Below are 17,326 nucleotides of genomic sequence, written 5' to 3'. Positions count from 1 at the left end.
TCCGTTGGCCGACTATTTGGAACCGGGGGTACAGATGGCCAGTATTCGGGACATGATGAACAATCTCGCGCGCGATTACGCAATCGCCTGGAGTTCGGGCGACCCTGAAGCGGTTGCCAGTTTTTTTGCACCCGATGGGCAGATCACCATCAACCGGGGCGAACCGATCGTCGGGCGGGCCGCCGTAGCGGAAATGGTTCGCGGTTTTTACGCCGACTTCCCGGACCTTGAAGTCCGTTGCGACATGCTCCGGTGGGCCGGAACGCACGCCATCTTTGTCTGGACACTGGAAGGACACCATTCCAAGACCGGCAACCATGTGGTTACCCGTGGCTGGGAAGAATGGGAGCTAACGGCCGACAACAAGGTCCAGTTTTCGTTCTTCTGGTTCGATGCAGATGATTATCAGCGCCAAATTGACGGGCAGTAATCTGCATTCTGGTTATTCGGTTGTGATCGCGTAGTCGCGGGGGATACCCTTGGTCACTTCGAACCAGGCAGATGCTTTGGTTCGACTTTGGTGCGCATCAAAAGCCGCTTGGCTTTCAAAGACTTCTCGGACGTTGAACCGGCCCGGGACGGCCGCGTCTTCCTCAACTTCGAATGAAAGGCAACCGGGTTCAGCGCATGTCAGGGCAATATGTTCAGGCAATGCAGCGCGTACCTGCGCGAGTCGATCGGCAGGTACCGCTATGTGGCCTTTCAGGAAAACCCGTGCCTCTGACATTGCGCCTCGCGGTCCGATCAAAGTGCCTTGAACTGCGCCGCCTGCTTGTCGGTCCACAAGACGGTGATTTCGAACCCGGTTTCCGTCTGTTCTTCGGATCGAACGACATCCTGACGGAACAACCATGCGCGTTTGTCGCCTTCGGCAAATCCCAGCGTCAGTACTGATTGGTGCCGAACGCCCTGCAGCTTGACCGCGATCTCGGCCAGCAACGGCTCGATCCCCTCGCCGGTGACCGCGGAAATGGCAAAGATCGACGGATCGCGATCAGCCCGCGCAAAAGCGGCCTCGCGTTCGTCCTCGCTCAGCAGGTCAATCTTGTTCCAGACCTCAAGGCGTGGCCGTTCCTCGTCCACACCAAGCGAGGTCAGGATCGCCTCAACATCCTGCGCCTGTTCGTCGGTTTCTTCGTGGCTGATATCGCGAACGTGCACGACGATGTCTGCGCCCAGAACTTCTTCGAGCGTGGCGCGGAACGCCGCGACCAGTTCCGTTGGCAAGTTCGAAATAAAGCCCACTGTGTCCGACAGGATCAACTCTGGCCCATCAGGCAGTTCGACCCGCCGCATGGTCGGATCGAGCGTGGCGAACAACATGTCCTTGGCCATCACTTCCGCCCCGGTCAGGCGGTTGAACAGCGTCGACTTCCCGGCGTTCGTATAGCCCACCAGCGCCACAATCGGATACGGTACCTTGGCCCGTGCAGCGCGGTGCAACGTTCGGGTTTTGATTACCTTCTGCAACTGGCGGCGCAAGCGCACCAATTGATCATCGATGGCGCGGCGGTCGGCCTCGATCTGGGTTTCACCCGGACCACCTACAAAACCCAAGCCGCCGCGCTGACGTTCCAAGTGAGTCCAGGCCCGGACCAGGCGGGTGCGCTGATAGCTAAGCGCAGCCATCTCGACCTGAAGCACGCCTTCGCGGGTGCGGGCGCGATCGCTGAAAATCTCGAGGATCAAGCCGGTTCGGTCAAGGATCTTGACCTTCCAAGCCTTCTCGAGGTTGCGCTGCTGTACCGGCGTTACTGGTCCATCGATCAGCACCAGTTCGATTTCGTTTTCCTTGAATCGCGCGCCAAGCTCTTCGATCTTGCCACTGCCGAACAAAAGACCCGGCTGGGCGCGCTGAAGACGCACGATTTCGGACCCGATCACATCCAGATCGGGCAAAGCGGCAGCCAGCGCCACCGCTTCTTCCAGCGCCGGTTCGGGAACACGGCGCTGTTCATCTGATTTGATTTCCGGATGCAGCACCCAAGCCCGGGTGCGCGTCCTGTCATGTTCCATCAAGAGGCGTCTTCGCCCTCATACAGGCTGATCGGCTGCGACGGCATGATCGTCGAAATCGCATGTTTGTAGACCAGCTGCGACTGTCCGTCGCGGCGCAACAATACGCAGAAATTGTCGAACCAGGTGATTACACCCTGCAATTTCACGCCGTTGATCAGGAATATTGTGACCGGGACCTTTGCTTTCCGTACATTGTTCAGGAACGCGTCCTGCAGATTCTGTCTGTCCGAAGCCATATTTTTATAATCTCGCCATTGTTCTTGCTACGCGCTGCGGACCAACGCGCTCCCTCTGGCCGAGTATGGAGTGTCGTTAACCGATATTCCAGATGAAAAATAAGGCGTCAGCAAAGGTGAGGATTCTCAGTCTCGCCAGAGGGTTGGAGTAATCAACGCAATGATCGCCAATGTTTCCAGCCGCCCGATCACCATCGCCGCGCACATGGTAAGCTTTGCCCCCCACGGTAAATCAACCAGTCGAATGGGAACATCCGTGGCCAGTTCGATCAACGGTCCCGTGGTACTGAGCGCCGCGACGCTAAGAACCATGGCTTGTTCAAACCCCGACCCCATAGCCGCCAGCAGCAGATTGAACAACGCCGCCGTAAGGGCAAACATCATCAGGAAGATCCAGGCAATAAAAGCCCCATCGCTTTGAATACGCCGATTGCCGCCACCAATGCCACTGACGGATGACGGATAGATCAGTCGGTCAATCTCGCGCGCGCCATTCAGATACAAAGCAAAGACACGCAGCAGCTTCACCCCGCCCGCCGTGGTGGCCACGCCTCCTCCGATCAGCGCGAGGCCCATCAGGATCAATCCTGGAGTCCCCAAGCCGGACAGCTGTTGCGCATCATTCCAATTCGCGCTTTCGAAACCGGCCGTGGTCAGGAAGGACAAGGCCGTAAAGATCATCCCCCAGATCACGCCAAGCGCCTGAAGCGGCTCCAGCTGATTGCCAATTTCAAGGACACCCGCCCAGACCCGCGCAAACAACAGAGCAGCGACGAAACCGACAATCATCAGACCGATCCGGAACTCCGGGTCCTTATCCAGCCGGGAGTAACCTGTTGTTGCCGTGTCGGTGGAAAACGTCAGACGGGATAAGGCAAAGAACAGGAAAAGAAACAGGATCGCCTCGCCCGTGATACCCGCCTGTGCCCCTTCCAGACCCCCAACCGGCGAAATACCGGACGTGGCCATCGTCGACATCGCATGGCACACGGCGGTCAGCCCCTCTTCTCCTGCGACCAGAAGCAGAATCCATATGACGGCCGTCAGCCCGGAATAGACGGGCGTCAGAGTGCGCGTTACCCGGATCAGCCGACCGCGCGGGTCGACCGCTTCGCTTTGTGCAACGCCTGAAACAGGGCGTCCGGGCTGACCGCGGGCCGTAATCTCGAACCCACCCAGCGACAAAGGGGCGAGAATGGCGGCCGCTGCAATCCACATCAGCAGGCCACCCATCCAACCGACCAGCGCCCGCCACAGGTGAAGAGGTGCAGTCAGACGATCCGGATCCGGGAACAGATCCGCGCCGGTGGTGGTCACGGCGCTGACCATATCGAAATACGCGTTTAGGTAGGTCGTGTTGCCTAGGGCATCATGCAAGGGAATCGCAAGAAACAGGGGCAAAACGGTGAAACAAGCCAGCAGCACGGCCAGTTGCCCCAAGGTTCCTCGGCGCGGAACCCGGCTGGACGAGGCCAGCGCGATGCTGCTCACAATGAACAGCCCCAACAAACCCGAGTAGAAAAACGATCGGGACGTACCGTGATCGTCCAGCGCCAGCGCATAAATCGCCGGCACCCACATAGACAATGCAACGATACCCGAGATCAACAGAAACAGCGGTAACCGCTGCACCAGTCTGATCTGTTGTGTCCGAGCGCGCGCCATCAGAAGAAATCGATTGAAACCTGCATCAGGCGTTCGACCTCTGGCACGTCCTTGGCCATGGCGAAAATCGCCACCACATCCTTTTCATCAATCCGCAGGCTGCCTGTCGGGCGCAAAAGTTCATCGCCTTTTCTAACCGCGCCCACCAAAACGCCTTCGGGGAAATCAATGTCCCGTAGCTTCTGCCCCGCCATGGGAGAAGTCGACAGAACCTCCGCCTCGATCACCTCGGCCTCGGCATCGCCGATGGAGTAAACCTGCCGTACCCGCCCGTGGCGGATATGGCGAAGGATCGAACTGACCGTAGTCGCGCGCGGGTTGATATAAGCGTCGATCCCCAACGGGCCCATCAGGGCCACCATGCTGGGGTCATTGATCAGGGCAATCGCCAGCGCGCAGCCTTCGGCCTTTGCCCGCACTGCGGCCAACATGTTGGCACGGTCGTCATCGGTAACGGCCAGCATCGCGTCAGCGCGTTCGATCCCGGCCTCGCGCAACAAGGCCGCGTCCAGGCCGTCCCCGTTCAGAACAATCGTCCTCTCGAGTGTTTCGGCGGCTAATTCGGCGCATTGGCGATCACGCTCAATAACCTTGGCGCGCACGCGACTTTCGCGCTCTTCCAACGTCCGGGCCACTTCCAGCCCGACATTGCCGCCGCCAACGATCACCACGCGGTCCTGTTTCTTTTGAGCTTTTCCGAACACCTCCATCGTGCGGTCCACGTCTTTGACATTGGTAAAGACGTAGCATTCATCGCCAACAAACAGCTGATCTTCGGATTCAGGCGCAAACAACGTGCCATCGCGCCGAACGCCGACAACGATTGAGCTGAGGGTCGAAAACAGGTCCGTCAGCTGCCGCAACGGCGTGTTCACGATGGGACAGTCCTCTTCGATGCGGATGCCCAGCAATTGCGCCTGCCCGTCCATGAACATCTCGGTATCAAAGGCGGACGGCGCCGACAGGCGCCGCATGGCAGCGGCCGCGACCTCACGCTCGGGGCTGATCACCACATCGATGGGCAGGTGGTCGCGGCGAAACAGGTCCGAGTGGATGGCCTGCAGATACGATTTCGCCCGCAACCGCGCGATCTTGCGCTGGATGGAAAAGACCGAATGCGCCATCTGACAGGTGACCATGTTCACCTCATCCGAATGGGTCGCCGCGATGATCATATCAGCGTCCCGCGCACCAGCGCGTTCCAGCACGTCAGGATAGCTGGCGAACCCGGCAATCCCCTGCACATCCAGCGTTTCCGTCGCCCGGCGCACCAGATCGGGATTGTTATCCACTACCGTCACGTCATTCAGCTCGCCCGACAAGTGACGTGCGATCTGCCAGCCGACCTGACCGGCGCCGCAAATGATGACCTTCATGTTTTTGGCCCTTCTGCCTGAAATCTTTGAATGACAGATGCCCCCATAGCGGTCAATTGAATTGTCATACCTGCGAGACTGAGGCAAGATAAGCCCATGAAATCAGTACTTCGCCTGCTCGTTCCCGTGATGTTCCTATCCGCCTGCACCGGCCCCCTTTCGCTGTACTACCGCGAGGGTGAAAGCGTTTCGCGCGCGCAGTCCGAGACCACACAATGTCAGGTTCAGGCGGTTAAAGACGTACCGATCGCCAATCAGATACGGCAGAGCCCGCCCACATATTGGCCCGGTCGCACCTATTGCGACAGCCAAGGCAGGTGCCATCGGTCGCCCGGTTGGTGGCAACCCGGACAGGTTTACACTGTCGACGTCAATGCCGGTCTGCGCAAACAGGTCGAGGCTCAATGCATGGCCAGAAAAGGGTTCCGTCCCATTAGCCTGCCGCCCTGCAAGCAGAACGTTAAATCACAGGTACCGCCTTCGCGGACAACGACACTACCGCCGTTGGGAACCGAGTCCTGCTACGTGAAATTCGACGACGGATCGTTCCAGATCATTACACCCGGCCAAACATGACAAATTCAGACAGATCTGGCTTGCCTGCGCCGTGACGCAAACCACAGGTGAAATGCAATTGCGGTGCCGTAGATACCTATGACCACAGCCAGCATTGCGGCCTCATCCGTGCGCAACAGGATTGCAAGCAAGAGCGGCGTGCCCAACAGGTTTCCACCATTCCCCATCTGCGCCATAGCGCCATAGCTCAGCGCCTGCGCCTCGGCCGAAGCATTTAGCTGCGGAACCGCCGCGAAACTGCCGCCCTGAACCAATCCCAATACCGCGAAAAGAGCGATGCAAACAACTGGCAGCGAAGCGCCGAAAAACAGCGCCGAAATCGTGAGGATGCCCAACCCGAACCCGAGGTTGATGACAACGACACTGGACACAATGTTCAACAGCTGCGGAACAACCAGCCACGACAGCACGATACCCGCGAGTGGCATGAGGCCAGCAATCGAGGCCCTCGTCGCCTCAGGTAACTGACCGGGCAGGATCGCCAGCAGCGACACAAAGGTCAGTGTGTAAAAGAACCACCCCAGCGCCGGTGCGGCCACAAAGGCCGAGCGGTAGGTCTGCAGGTGAACCTCGGCAAAGTACTTCAGGCTCCATCGCATCCTTTCCGGTTGCCCCATGTCTACTTGCAGCCGGATCAATATGATCAGCCCGGCGGTCGCCAACATCAGTGCACCATGCAATCCGAAAAAGCCGGGCAAGCCAAATTGATCCACGAAAGGCAGGCCAATCCACGCGTTCAGGGCAAAGGCCACTCCGAAGAAACTGCTCCACAGAACCATCGCCGCATTTCGGGCTTTCCCATGAGTGATCTGTGCGATCAGCGTCGGGGCCGCAACGACGATGGCGAGATGAGACACCCCTTCGAGCACGCGGCTGGTCAGCATCGCGTAAAAGCCGGGTATCGTCGATTGGAACAGCGAAATTGCGCCGCCAAGTAACAGGCCAAAAATCAATAGCCTGACGGGGCCTACCCGCCCCGTGACCGCACCAGACACGGCCCCGAACACCGCGCCAATCAGGCTGATGATCGACAACATCCATCCGATAGAGCCCGCATATTCAGGATAGAGCAACCCGACATCGGCGAAGGGCACCGCAATCTTGGCAAACTGCGTGGCGGCACCCAACCCGGCTAGCCAGAGTATTAAAACTTGAATGAAAACGCGAACAGGCTGTGTCATGAGGCCGTTCTACAGGCCGCCTTTATCTGTGGACACGCATAAATTATGCGCGGCTGTCCCGCGACCCGCTGACCAACCGAACCGGCGTCCCATCAGACAGATACAGCCGTTCCCAAATGATCTGACCGGCGCTGATCCGTATCTGATCATGCCGGGCCTCAGAAGTTATGAAAGATTTGGGTTCAGGGTGCTGCAGATCCCACCAGCCTTCACCCTGCAACTCCGCCTCTGCCTGTCGGATTTCATCGGTTGCAAACTGCCACAGAGACACGCCCAGCAGTGAGTTCTGGCTGGTTTTCCAGTCTTTTGCGCGTCCGGTCGAATACGCCAGACACTTGTGGCTGGCCTCTTCCACCAGATGGACGCACTCGTTCGAGTTCGCCACCAGCCGCTTGAGTGCGCTGTCATCTCGTCTGGTGGAACCAAGTGCCGAGAAAACCGCAGCCTGTATGGCCGGCTTTGGAATCTGAACACCGTTCTCCCATCTGGAAATCGTCGTCTGGTCAACCCGCAACAATTCGGCAAGCACGGATTGTTTGTACCCGACCGACCTGCGCATCCGTTTGAGACGCGGGCCAAACGCGGGGTACCCCGCACCGGCTGAGGTCATATGAAGCGTGACTGCTGGCTTTGCCATTCATGCCTCCCAGCGGATCACTCCGCCGGTTCCGGTTCATCCAATTGCGCAACACGCGCACCAGATTTGTTCGACGTCACAACACCCAGCGATTTCAGCTTACGGTGCAGCGCGCTGCGCTCCATGCCGACAAAACTGGCGGTCCGGCTGATATTGCCGCCAAAGCGGTTGATCTGGGTCAGCAGGTATTCGCGTTCGAACGCCTCGCGGGCTTCGCGCAGTGGCAGCGTAGCCAGCGCACCAGACAGAACCACGCGACCGGATTCATCGGTTTTTTCCTCTTCGGCAGGCAATTCCCTGGCTTCGATCGGACCAGTCCCGTCGCCGAGGATCAGGACACGCTCGATCAGGTTTTTCAACTGACGCACGTTACCCGGCCATGTCATGGTCTGCAGCAAAGCGACGGCTTCCTCAGACATATCCCGAACCGGCAACCCTTGAGATTCATTGCACATTTCAATGAAATGCTGCGCCAGAACCGGAATATCCTCGCGCCGGTCTTCCAGCGACGGAACGGCAATCGGGACGACATTCAGACGGTGGTACAGCTCCTCCCGGAACCGGTCGGCTTCGATCTCAGCCTCCAGATCGCGGTTTGTCGAGGAAATCACCCTCAGATCGACGCGAACCTTGTCGGAACCCCCTACCCGCTGGAATTGCTGGTCGACCAGAACCCGCAGAATTTTGGACTGGGTACCCAGTGGCATATCTGCGACCTCGTCAAAGTAGATCACACCGCCATGGGCTTCTTCCAGCAGACCGGATTCGATTCCGCGCTCAGTGGACTCGCGCCCGAACAGCACTTCCTCAACCCGCTCCGGCTCGATACCGGCACAGTTTACGGTGACAAATGGCGCATTGGCGCGATTGGAATGTGCGTGGATATAGCGGGCAGCGATCTCTTTGCCCGCCCCGGCCGGACCGCTCAGCATCACGCGACCATTCGACTTGGTAACCTTGTCCAAATGACTCTGCATCGCGCGGAACGAGGCCGATTTGCCGATCATGTCCGAGTTTGTAACCTCGCGGCGTTTCAGCGAGGCATTTTCGCGACGCAAGCGCGAGGTTTCCATGGCGCGACGGATCACAACCATCAACTGGTCAATGTTGAAAGGCTTTTCGATAAAGTCGTAAGCCCCCTGCTTGATGGCTGCGACCGCGATTTCGATGTTCCCGTGCCCGGAAATTATCACCACCGGCACATCCGGATTGTCGCGTTTCACCGCCTTCAGGATATCGATCCCGTCCATGCGGCTGTCCTTGAGCCAGATATCAAGGATCAAAAGACCCGGTGGCTCGGAATTGATCGACGACATGCACTCGTCCGAGTTTGCCGCCAGCCGGGTTGAATAGCCTTCGTCCTCCAGAATGTCGGACACCAGTTCGCGAATATCGCGTTCGTCATCTACGATCAGAATGTCGCTCATCTTTGGCCTGCTTTCAGTTTGTTAGTATGAATTGCCTGCTTTTGTGGCGCTGCGGTCTGGGAAATATTGCCCCCCGGCAAACGGATTACGGCCATCGCACCGAAATGGTCCTGTCCGTCGAATACGGGCGCGTCTTCCAAAGTCAGCGCGCCGCCATGTTCTTCTATGATCTTCTTGACGATGGGCAGGCCCAGACCCGTGCCCTCGTCGCGAGTCGTGACATACGGTTCAAACAGTCGCGCCCGATCTTCGGGCAAGCCTATGCCATTGTCCGCAATAGTTATTACCGTTCCCGCTTCATCATTGGTTAGCGCCACTTTTATCTGTGGCTTCAGGTTTTCCGGTGGGCCTTTTTGTTTAAGCGTTTCAATGGCCTCACCCGCGTTCTTGATCAGGTTCGTCAATGCCTGGTTCAACATCGTCGCGTCCACATCCGCCAGAACCGACTGCTCCGGCAGGGTCGCATCGATTTGAACATCTGGTTGTCCGGCCTGTTGCAGCAGGACCGCTTCGCGCACCAGCTCGACAATATTCTCCTCACGTCGATCAGGTTCCGGCATTCGCGCGAATTTTGAGAATTCGTCCACGATCCGTCGCAGGTCGTTGGTCTGCCGGACGATCACATCGGTCATGGACTCGAGGCTGTCGCAATCTTCTTCGTCCAGCTTGCGCGAGAATTTCCGTTTGATCCGTTCAGCGCTGAGCTGGATGGGCGTCAGAGGGTTCTTGATCTCATGCGCAATGCGCCGGGCAACATCGCCCCAAGCGGCCATGCGCTGCGCGCTGACCAGATCGGTCACGTCATCGAAGGCCACCACGTAGCCTTCCAAACCACCGTCTTCGCCGCGCCGGATTGCCATTCGGACCAGCAGGTTTTCCAGCTGGCCCTTGCGAGTCACCTTGATCTCGCCCTGCACCGCCTCTTGCCCGCTGGCCTTGAGGCTTTCGAACAATGGCAAGAACTCGGGCACCGCAATGCCAATAGCCAAGTGTTCCTCGCCGCGCGACCAGTCCAGCAGTCGTTCGGCCGACCGGTTCACGAACGTGACGCATCCATCCGAATCCACACCGACCACACCGGACGTTACCGAGCTGAGTACCGAATCAAACAGGCGACGACGGCGTTCGATCTGACGCGTGTTCTCCAACAGAGTGTCGCGTTGTCCTTTAAGTTGTCGCGTCATCTGATTGAAATAACGGCCTAACATAGCGATCTCGTCGTCGCTGGCCTCTTCGATGACCTGCACGCTCAGGTCCCCAGCCCCGACGCGTTGCGCTGCCGTGGTCAGGCGTCCGACCGGGCGCGACAGGCGTTCGGCAAACCACATCCCCAAGGACATCGCGGCAAGGATGAGGATAACGGCAAAGCTCAGATACAAAAGCCCGAACTCGAACAGAACCCGGCCTCTCTCGCTTTCTAGCTGTTGGTAGAACTGAACCGTTTCCTTGGTGTCGTCCAGCAGCGTCAATAACTCACCGTCCACATCGCGGCTGACGTATAGATAGCGGTCCAAATACGCTTGCAGCGGCACCAGCGCGCGAAATTCGTTGTTTTGCCAATCGGCGATGATCAACAGACCATTGTCGGTGGCCTCAACGATCTGTTCCGGCGTCGGCGCCTCGTAGTTGAAAAGATAAGACCGATCACCACGGGATTTGATTTCACCACTGCCATCAATGACATAGGCCTCACGCAGACCCCGTTGAATCTGCGACTGGCCCTGCGCCAGAACCTCACGCAGTTCAGCATCTGAGATGTAGAAGTCAAGCGACCGCGCGTTGTCGAGGAACCGCGACAGAACGATGGCATCCTGTGTCAAACCCCTGCGGTGCTCCTGCTCATAGGCTTCGGCGGCGGACAAGGATGAGCCGACCACCTGACGGACCCGGTCCGAGAACCAGCCCTCGAGGCCGATATTCACTGTAAGACCTGCAAAGATAGCAACGGTCACAGTCGGCACCAGTGCAAGTAAGGTAAACGCCCCGATCAAACGCAGGTGCAGACGCGACCCGGCGGATTTTGCACGGCGTGCCGCTATCAGGCTGCCTACCTGTCCCAGCACCAGTGCGGCAACGACCAGAACATAGACCAGATCGGCCAGCAGAATCAGCCGCAGAGTGGGCGCTGCCGAGCCCAGATCGAAGGGGCCGATGACCAGATAGGTCGCCAGCGCCAAGACCGGCCCCAAAAGAACCAGCCCCAACGTGCTAATATTGCGCAGTTTTCGGGATTTCCGCCACCGATCAATCGATAGGATCAGCCCGCTCTGTGCTCGGGTTGCCACCGTCTGCCCTCATCCTGATGTGCCGCTTGCGCGGCTTACCGCCATATCTCGTGGTCCTTGCCGGATGCGTACCCGGATGCCACGCTTTGTGTGGCGATATTACATCAGTTTGCGGCGCCGTGTCACCTGAATATCGAGATCTGTAATTTTTTTGCGCAGCGTATTTCTGTTGATCCCCAGCAAATCGGCACATTTCGCCTGATTTCCGCCGGTTGCGTCCAGCGCCAGTTCGATCAAAGGGGCTTCGACCTCGCGCAGGATGCGCTGATACAGGCCCGGCGGTGGCAATAAATTGCCGTGCAAATCGAAATAGCGGCGCAGGTGGCGGGCGACCGAGGCCGACAGTTTTTCGCGCTCTCCATCGCCCAGCACAGGTTCGGCCTCGGGCTGGCTGCCCAATACCATCTCGACTTCGGCTTTCGAGATTTCCTCGGCCCGGCTGGTCAGGCTCAAACGGCGGATTGCGTTTTCGAGTTGCCGTACATTCCCGGGCCAGGAGTATCGCCGGACGAGTTCTATGGCCTCGGGGCTGAGCCAGCGTTTTACGCCCTGTTCACGCTCTTCACGGGCAAGGAAATGATCAGCCAGCAAGGTGATATCATCCACCCGTTCGCGCAGCGCCGGCACATGGATGGTTGCACCGCACAGGCGGTAATAGAGGTCCTGACGGACGCGACCGCTCTCCATTGCCTCGGTCAGATCCGATTGGCTGGTCGCCATGAATCGCGGAACATGATCGCCGGGCGTATCCATCATGCGGACAATACGAGCCTGAAGCTCATCCTCGATATCGGCGATTTCATCGATCAGCAGCGTGCCGCCACGCACCCGTGCCATAACGCGCGCAGGTCCTTCCAAATCGCGCAGATCACCGGCAGTCGCCGTTACAAACGGCAAAGTCCGCCGGTCCGAGAAATCATGAATGGCTCGTGCTATCAGTGACTTACCCGTTCCGCTTTCACCAGAGATCATCACGGAGAGATCGGTGTTCATCACCCGCGCCACCAGCCGATAAAGCGCCTGCATTCCCGGTGTCCGTCCAACCAACGGCAGTTCCTCGGGCCGATCTTCCGCAGGTGCAACCGCATCCGCCTGTACGCGCTGCTTCTGCTCTAACGCGCGCGCCGTGCGCTTCATCAGGTCTGGCAGATCGAAAGGTTTGGGCAAATAGTCGTAGGCATCAGCCTCAGCCGCCTGAATGGCCGTCATGATAGTGTTCTGTGCCGAGATCACGATAACCGGCAGCCCCGGCCGATCCTGAGCGATCTTTGGCAGCATCTCCAACCCGTTCCCGTCCGGCATGACCACGTCAGAGATCACGACGTCGCCTTTTCCCTCGCCGACCCAACGCATCAGAGTTGTCAGCGAGGATGTCGCATGCACCTTGCACCCGGCCCGTGTCAGGGCTTGTGTCAGTACGGTTCGGATCGTGCGGTCGTCATCTGCGACGAGTACGGTTCCATCCATCAGGTGCTCTCCTTAGTCTCCGGCCGTTTGGCCAGCTGCCTTATGTTGTGTCGCGAGGCGCCCGTCTGAGGGACAGGCGAAATACTGTGTTGCCCGGCACCGACTCGGCGGAAATCCAACCGTCGTGGTCCGAGATAATCTTGCTGACCAGCGCCAGCCCAAGGCCGGTGCCGTTTTCCTTGCCGGATACGAACGGGTCGAAAATGTCGCTGCGTATTTTGTCCGGCAGTCCTGGCCCGTCGTCGATGATTTCGATCTGAAGGGGCAGAGAATATCCTGATCCATCACTGCGCCGCAGGCGGAAGGAATGTTCGAAATACGTCCGCAGACGAATTGTACCACCTTTGGGATCAGCCGCTTCGGAGGCGTTTTTGAGAAGGTTCAGCACCACCTGCAAAAGCTGATCCGGATCACCATAGGCCAAGGGTAGCGAGGGGTCGTAATCCTCGACGATCGTCATATGCGCGCCAAACCCCAACAGCGCCGAGCGTCGTGCACGGTCGAGAACATCATGAACGTTGACGGGTTTGAAATCCGGTTTCGAAAGGTTTCCGAACTGTTCAACCTGCTCCAGCAGCTTCACGATACGGCGGCTCTCGGCCACAATTAGATCAGTCAGTTCAAGGTCTTGCTGGCTGATGTTCATACTCAGAAGTTGGGCTGCGCCGGTGATCCCGGCCAATGGGTTCTTGATTTCATGCGCCAGCATCTCGGCCATGCCAATCGCGGACTGTGCCGCCGACTTTACGGTGTTGCCCCGTGTCATCCTCCCTGCCATCTCACGCGGGGACATTGTCATGATCATCGATCCCGGATGCCCCAGCAGCGGCGCGATCTGCAATGCGCATTGCAGCGGCGCACGATTGCCCGAACCGACATCCACGTCATTTACAAACAGCGGCGTACCATATTCACGCGCACGCAAAAATGCCTCTTCCAGCGGCGCATCCACGGCTATCTGATCCCAGACGGGATGTCCTATGACAGATTTCCGGGACGCGTTCAAAAACCCCTCGCCTGCGGAATTCACGTCTGCGATCTGATCTTCGGCATCGATTATGAAGGCCGGAACGGGCAGCGAGGCCCAGATGCTTTGATCTGAAGTCATGCGGCTGCCTCCGCATCTCCACTAAGCGCATCCCCCAGAAGGCGTTGCACCTCGTCGGTGTCCCGTGACGTCAGAACTGCGCGGCGCAAAGTGGCCGGCGTACCGGCTTCATCCATGTACCAACCCAGATGTTTGCGCGCCACGCGCAGGCCCAGATCGGCACCGTAGAAGCCGAGCATCGCTTCGTAGTGATCGCGCACCATGTCAATCAGTTCCCCGTTCGCAGGAATGACCGGCGCTTGCGCGCTGTAAAGGTCGTGGCACATCTGAGCCAGCAACCATGGCTTGCCCTGCGCGCCTCGCCCAACCATGACCCCATCCGCGCCCGAGTGGTCCAACGCGGTGCGAGCTGCTTCGGTATCCACGATGTCACCGTTCGCGATGACAGGGATCGAAACCGCCTCTTTCACCGCGCGGATCGCACGCCAATCGGCGTGGCCCTTGTAGAATTGGCACCGGGTTCGGCCGTGAATCGTGACCAGCCGAATACCCGCGTCCTGCGCCCGGCGTGCCACGTCCGGCGCGTTCAGCAAGCTGTCATCCCACCCCAAGCGGGTCTTAAGCGTCACAGGGACATCTACGGCCTCGACCACCGCTTCGATCAACGTCAGCGCGTGATCCGGCGTTTTCAGCAGGGCCGACCCGGAGTACCCGTTCGTGACCTTTTTAGCCGGGCAGCCCATGTTGATGTCGATCACCCGTGCGCCACGGTCGGCGACCTGACGGGCTGCCTCGGCCATCCAATGCGCCTCACGCCCGGCCAGTTGAACGGCAGTGTTTTCGACGTCTGCGGACAGCTCTGCCCGTTCCCGCACGCCGGGTTTGGCCTGAACCATTTCCTGACTGGCGACCATTTCGCTCACGACCATGCCCGCGCCAAAGCGCATCACCAGATCACGGAACGGCCGGTCGGTAATCCCGGCCATCGGGGCCAGCATGACAGGCGGGTTCAGGGTTTTGTCAGCGAGTTGCAGAGTCAACGTGCTTAATCCTTGGGCAGTTACGGCTTAGATATCGAATTCCCCGCATATGAACAACAAAACGGCAGCAAACAAGCCTGCAAAATCATCATATGCACAATTTTTAGGCAACTTTACGTGGGTGATTGCCTCTGCATTCACCGCAGCTTAAACACTGCGCTCAAATCACCGGAGAATTTGCCGTCATGACCACCGCAGCAATCATCGTCGCCGCAGGACGCGGATTGCGCGCCGGAGGGGGTGTTCCAAAGCAGTGGCGACCACTTGCAGGACGCCGCGTGGCGGACTGGACCATCGACCGGTTTCGAGAACAGGTGGACCATATTGTGCTAGTGCTGTCTGAGGATGATGCACCCGCGTGGAATGAGTTCTCGGACACAGACCTGCTGTTGGCCACAGGCGGTAGCGATCGCGCAGGTTCTGTGCGGAACGGGCTGAGTGCCCTAAGCGACCGTCAGGTTGAACACGTCCTGATTCACGATGTCGCCCGCCCGTGTATCAGCAGTCGCACAATTCAGGATGTTCTGAATGCTTTGACCACGCACGCAGCCGCCGCGCCGGGTCTGGCGGTGACCGATGCGCTCTGGACCGGAGAAGGAGCCGTCGTGACAGGAACGCAGGATCGGAGCGGTCTGTTCGCCGCACAAACTCCGCAGGGCTTTCATTATGATGCAATTGTCGCTGCGCATGCAGCGCATCCCGGAGGGGCGGCAGATGATGTTGAAGTCGCGCGCGCTGCGGGTCTGGACGTGGTTATTGTGGCTGGCGACGCAGATAATATCAAAATCACCCGACCCGAGGATTTTGCCCGGGCGGAACGCATATTGGGAACGGACATGGATGTAAGGCTGGGCAACGGGTACGACGTGCATCGGTTTGGCGACGGAGACCACGTGATCCTTTGCGGTGTGAAGGTGCCGCATGATCGCGGCCTTCAGGGTCATTCGGACGCGGATGTTGGTATGCACGCCGTGACCGATGCGATCTATGGCGCACTGGCGCAGGGCGATATCGGCCAGCACTTCCCGCCTTCGGACCCGCAATGGAAGGGCGCCGCCAGCGAGATCTTCCTGCGCCACGCGGTCGAGTTGGCCGCGAAGATGGGGTACGCTATCTCTAATGTCGACTGCACGTTGGTCTGCGAATACCCGAAGATCGGGCCCCATGCGCCCACCATGCGAGAGGAAATGGCGCGGATTATGGACCTGCGCGCAGATCAGGTCTCGGTCAAGGCGACCACATCGGAACGCCTGGGTTTTACTGGTCGTAGCGAAGGCATCGCTTCGCTGGCCACGGCATGTCTGGTGAAGTCATGAGTGTCGCGCGAATGATCGGTACGGTCTGCGGCGTCGGCTACCTGCGCCCTGCACCGGGGACCTGGGGATCTCTGGTCGCCCTCCCCTTGGCTTGGGCTCTGCACACAATGGGCGGGTTTCCCTTGCTGGTCCTTGCCACCATTGCCGCGTTCTTCGCCGGCCTCTGGGCCACCCGCGTTATGACCGCAGGCAAGGATGATCACGACCCTTCGGAAATCGTCATTGATGAGGTCGCCGGTCAGTTCATTGCCCTCTGGGCCATCTCCTACCCGTCTTGGGCGCATGGGATCGAGATCACGGCGCTTTGGCCCGGTTGGGTGGCAGGGTTCCTGCTGTTTCGCCTGTTCGACATCACCAAGCCCGGCCCGGTAGGCTGGGCAGATCGCAAAGGCGACGCGATGGGCGTCATGCTGGACGATGTCATCGCGGGTGTCTTTGCTGGTATCGGTGTTCTGATACTTGCAGGCATTTCGCACGGAGTTCTGGGCCTATGAACGTCCCCGCCCTCCTAGACCGCGCCAAGGCACAAGGCGTGATGATCGCCACAGCCGAAAGCTGCACTGGCGGGATGGTCGCCGCAGCGCTGACAGATATTCCCGGCAGCTCGGCGGTGGTCGACCGAGGATTCGTTACCTACACGAACGAGGCAAAGCAACAGATGCTGGGCGTTCGAGAAGAGACATTGGACGCCCATGGCGCGGTCTCCGAAGAAGTCGCTCAGGAAATGGCAGAAGGGGCGTTAAAAAACTCCAACGCTCAGCTTGCAGTTTCCATCACCGGCATCGCTGGCCCCGGTGGGTCAGAATTCAAACCCGAAGGGCGTGTGTGCTTTGGCCTGGCCGCTGACGGGCAGCCAACGATTACCGAGACGGTCGAATTCGGCGCAGCCGGTCGTGACAATGTCCGCCGTGCCGCACGCGATCACGCTCTTGGGCTGCTTTCGCAGGGGCTTTCGTCCCTTGCACAAAATTAAAGCACCGTCCGCTTTTTGACGCCCATTTAATCACCGGTTGGCAAAAGGCTCTAAAAACAGGCGCCAAATTCAGGGTCTGC

17 protein-coding genes are annotated in these 17,326 nt (G+C 58.9%); 5 read left to right on the top strand and 12 right to left on the bottom strand.

Annotated features, from left to right (window positions below; all coding sequences use genetic code 11):
• Nucleotides 1-34 precede the first annotated feature (34 nt).
• Nucleotides 35-430 (top strand): SgcJ/EcaC family oxidoreductase, encoded by a 396-nt coding sequence (locus ACR0AA_RS02250; RefSeq protein ID WP_480755353.1) that lies wholly within the window; start codon nt 35-37, stop codon nt 428-430.
• 12 nt (nt 431-442) lie between these two features.
• Here the strand turns inward: ACR0AA_RS02250 and ACR0AA_RS02245 are convergent, their stop codons facing one another.
• The 5 genes from ACR0AA_RS02245 to trkA all read right to left on the bottom strand — a co-directional run bounded on the left by ACR0AA_RS02245 (nt 443) and on the right by trkA (nt 5,296).
• Entirely contained in the window at nt 443-727 is a 285-nt protein-coding gene (locus ACR0AA_RS02245; RefSeq protein ID WP_480660478.1) for a putative quinol monooxygenase, read from the bottom strand.
• Between the two features lie 17 nt (nt 728-744).
• Entirely contained in the window at nt 745-2,016 is a 1,272-nt protein-coding gene (gene hflX, locus ACR0AA_RS02240) for a GTPase HflX (RefSeq protein ID WP_480755352.1), read from the bottom strand.
• Entirely contained in the window at nt 2,016-2,255 is a 240-nt protein-coding gene (gene hfq, locus ACR0AA_RS02235) for an RNA chaperone Hfq (protein WP_010440340.1), read from the bottom strand. Before hfq ends, hflX begins: the two co-directional genes overlap by 1 nt.
• 126 nt (nt 2,256-2,381) lie before the next feature.
• Nucleotides 2,382-3,920 carry a TrkH family potassium uptake protein gene (locus ACR0AA_RS02230; RefSeq protein ID WP_480755351.1) on the bottom strand — a complete coding sequence of 513 codons (1,539 nt, stop codon included), beginning with the start codon at nt 3,918-3,920 and terminating at the stop codon, nt 2,382-2,384.
• A complete protein-coding gene (trkA, locus tag ACR0AA_RS02225; RefSeq protein WP_480660484.1) occupies nt 3,920-5,296 on the bottom strand; it encodes a Trk system potassium transporter TrkA in 1,377 nt (458 codons plus the stop codon). The genes ACR0AA_RS02230 and trkA overlap by 1 nt, the downstream gene beginning before the upstream one ends.
• A gap of 96 nt (nt 5,297-5,392) precedes the next feature.
• On the opposite strand from trkA, the gene ACR0AA_RS02220 reads away from it, so the two are divergent.
• A complete protein-coding gene (locus ACR0AA_RS02220) occupies nt 5,393-5,872 on the top strand; it encodes a hypothetical protein (RefSeq protein WP_480660486.1) in 480 nt (159 codons plus the stop codon).
• A gap of 5 nt (nt 5,873-5,877) precedes the next feature.
• Here the strand turns inward: ACR0AA_RS02220 and ACR0AA_RS02215 are convergent, their stop codons facing one another.
• The 7 genes from ACR0AA_RS02215 to dusB all read right to left on the bottom strand — a co-directional run bounded on the left by ACR0AA_RS02215 (nt 5,878) and on the right by dusB (nt 14,957).
• Entirely contained in the window at nt 5,878-7,053 is a 1,176-nt protein-coding gene (locus tag ACR0AA_RS02215) for an MFS transporter (RefSeq protein ID WP_480755350.1), read from the bottom strand.
• 43 nt (nt 7,054-7,096) lie between these two features.
• The gene (locus ACR0AA_RS02210; protein WP_480755349.1) at nt 7,097-7,690 is read right to left on the bottom strand and encodes a helix-turn-helix domain-containing protein; all 594 of its coding nucleotides are present in this window, start codon (nt 7,688-7,690) and stop codon (nt 7,097-7,099) included.
• Between the two features lie 17 nt (nt 7,691-7,707).
• On the bottom strand, nt 7,708-9,117 hold the full coding sequence (gene ntrX / locus ACR0AA_RS02205) for a nitrogen assimilation response regulator NtrX (protein ID WP_480755348.1): 1,410 nt from the start codon (nt 9,115-9,117) through the stop codon (nt 7,708-7,710).
• Nucleotides 9,114-11,402: a sensor histidine kinase NtrY-like gene (locus tag ACR0AA_RS02200; protein WP_480660494.1), complete on the bottom strand. Its 2,289-nt coding sequence runs from the start codon at nt 11,400-11,402 to the stop codon at nt 9,114-9,116. The genes ntrX and ACR0AA_RS02200 overlap by 4 nt, the downstream gene beginning before the upstream one ends.
• Before the next feature lie 99 nt (nt 11,403-11,501).
• Nucleotides 11,502-12,869 carry a response regulator gene (locus ACR0AA_RS02195; protein ID WP_480660496.1) on the bottom strand — a complete coding sequence of 456 codons (1,368 nt, stop codon included), beginning with the start codon at nt 12,867-12,869 and terminating at the stop codon, nt 11,502-11,504.
• Nucleotides 12,870-12,909: 40 nt separating this feature from the next.
• Complete coding sequence (locus tag ACR0AA_RS02190; RefSeq protein ID WP_480755347.1) at nt 12,910-13,977, bottom strand: two-component system sensor histidine kinase NtrB; 1,068 nt, start codon at nt 13,975-13,977, stop codon at nt 12,910-12,912.
• On the bottom strand, nt 13,974-14,957 hold the full coding sequence (dusB, locus tag ACR0AA_RS02185) for a tRNA dihydrouridine synthase DusB (protein ID WP_480755346.1): 984 nt from the start codon (nt 14,955-14,957) through the stop codon (nt 13,974-13,976). Before dusB ends, ACR0AA_RS02190 begins: the two co-directional genes overlap by 4 nt.
• Before the next feature lie 185 nt (nt 14,958-15,142).
• On the opposite strand from dusB, the gene ACR0AA_RS02180 reads away from it, so the two are divergent.
• From ACR0AA_RS02180 to ACR0AA_RS02170, 3 genes are read left to right on the top strand one after another with little or no spacing between them, the layout of a single operon-like run.
• Nucleotides 15,143-16,273: a bifunctional 2-C-methyl-D-erythritol 4-phosphate cytidylyltransferase/2-C-methyl-D-erythritol 2,4-cyclodiphosphate synthase gene (locus tag ACR0AA_RS02180; RefSeq protein WP_480660502.1), complete on the top strand. Its 1,131-nt coding sequence runs from the start codon at nt 15,143-15,145 to the stop codon at nt 16,271-16,273.
• The gene (locus ACR0AA_RS02175; protein WP_480660504.1) at nt 16,270-16,767 is read left to right on the top strand and encodes a phosphatidylglycerophosphatase A family protein; all 498 of its coding nucleotides are present in this window, start codon (nt 16,270-16,272) and stop codon (nt 16,765-16,767) included. The genes ACR0AA_RS02180 and ACR0AA_RS02175 overlap by 4 nt, the downstream gene beginning before the upstream one ends.
• The gene (locus ACR0AA_RS02170) at nt 16,764-17,246 is read left to right on the top strand and encodes a CinA family protein (RefSeq protein ID WP_480660506.1); all 483 of its coding nucleotides are present in this window, start codon (nt 16,764-16,766) and stop codon (nt 17,244-17,246) included. Before ACR0AA_RS02175 ends, ACR0AA_RS02170 begins: the two co-directional genes overlap by 4 nt.
• The last annotated feature ends 80 nt before the right edge of the window (nt 17,247-17,326 follow it).

The organism is Ruegeria sp. CE8 (genome assembly GCF_056537465.1).
The sequence above is the reverse complement of the archived record's forward strand: the minus strand, read 5'-3'. Positions and strand labels throughout refer to the sequence as shown.

Coding starts and splice junctions, on each gene's coding strand:
- ntrX (WP_480755348.1), bottom strand. CDS start 9,117: ATGAGCGACATTCTGATCGTAGATGACGAACGCGATATTCGCGAACTG.
- ACR0AA_RS02245 (WP_480660478.1), bottom strand. CDS start 727: ATGTCAGAGGCACGGGTTTTCCTGAAAGGCCACATAGCGGTACCTGCC.
- hflX (WP_480755352.1), bottom strand. CDS start 2,016: ATGGAACATGACAGGACGCGCACCCGGGCTTGGGTGCTGCATCCGGAA.
- trkA (WP_480660484.1), bottom strand. CDS start 5,296: ATGAAGGTCATCATTTGCGGCGCCGGTCAGGTCGGCTGGCAGATCGCA.
- ACR0AA_RS02170 (WP_480660506.1), top strand. CDS start 16,764: ATGAACGTCCCCGCCCTCCTAGACCGCGCCAAGGCACAAGGCGTGATG.
- ACR0AA_RS02250 (WP_480755353.1), top strand. CDS start 35: ATGGCCAGTATTCGGGACATGATGAACAATCTCGCGCGCGATTACGCA.
- ACR0AA_RS02175 (WP_480660504.1), top strand. CDS start 16,270: ATGAGTGTCGCGCGAATGATCGGTACGGTCTGCGGCGTCGGCTACCTG.
- ACR0AA_RS02220 (WP_480660486.1), top strand. CDS start 5,393: ATGAAATCAGTACTTCGCCTGCTCGTTCCCGTGATGTTCCTATCCGCC.
- ACR0AA_RS02215 (WP_480755350.1), bottom strand. CDS start 7,053: ATGACACAGCCTGTTCGCGTTTTCATTCAAGTTTTAATACTCTGGCTA.
- ACR0AA_RS02180 (WP_480660502.1), top strand. CDS start 15,143: ATGACCACCGCAGCAATCATCGTCGCCGCAGGACGCGGATTGCGCGCC.
- ACR0AA_RS02210 (WP_480755349.1), bottom strand. CDS start 7,690: ATGGCAAAGCCAGCAGTCACGCTTCATATGACCTCAGCCGGTGCGGGG.
- ACR0AA_RS02195 (WP_480660496.1), bottom strand. CDS start 12,869: ATGGATGGAACCGTACTCGTCGCAGATGACGACCGCACGATCCGAACC.
- ACR0AA_RS02190 (WP_480755347.1), bottom strand. CDS start 13,977: ATGACTTCAGATCAAAGCATCTGGGCCTCGCTGCCCGTTCCGGCCTTC.
- ACR0AA_RS02230 (WP_480755351.1), bottom strand. CDS start 3,920: ATGGCGCGCGCTCGGACACAACAGATCAGACTGGTGCAGCGGTTACCG.
- hfq (WP_010440340.1), bottom strand. CDS start 2,255: ATGGCTTCGGACAGACAGAATCTGCAGGACGCGTTCCTGAACAATGTA.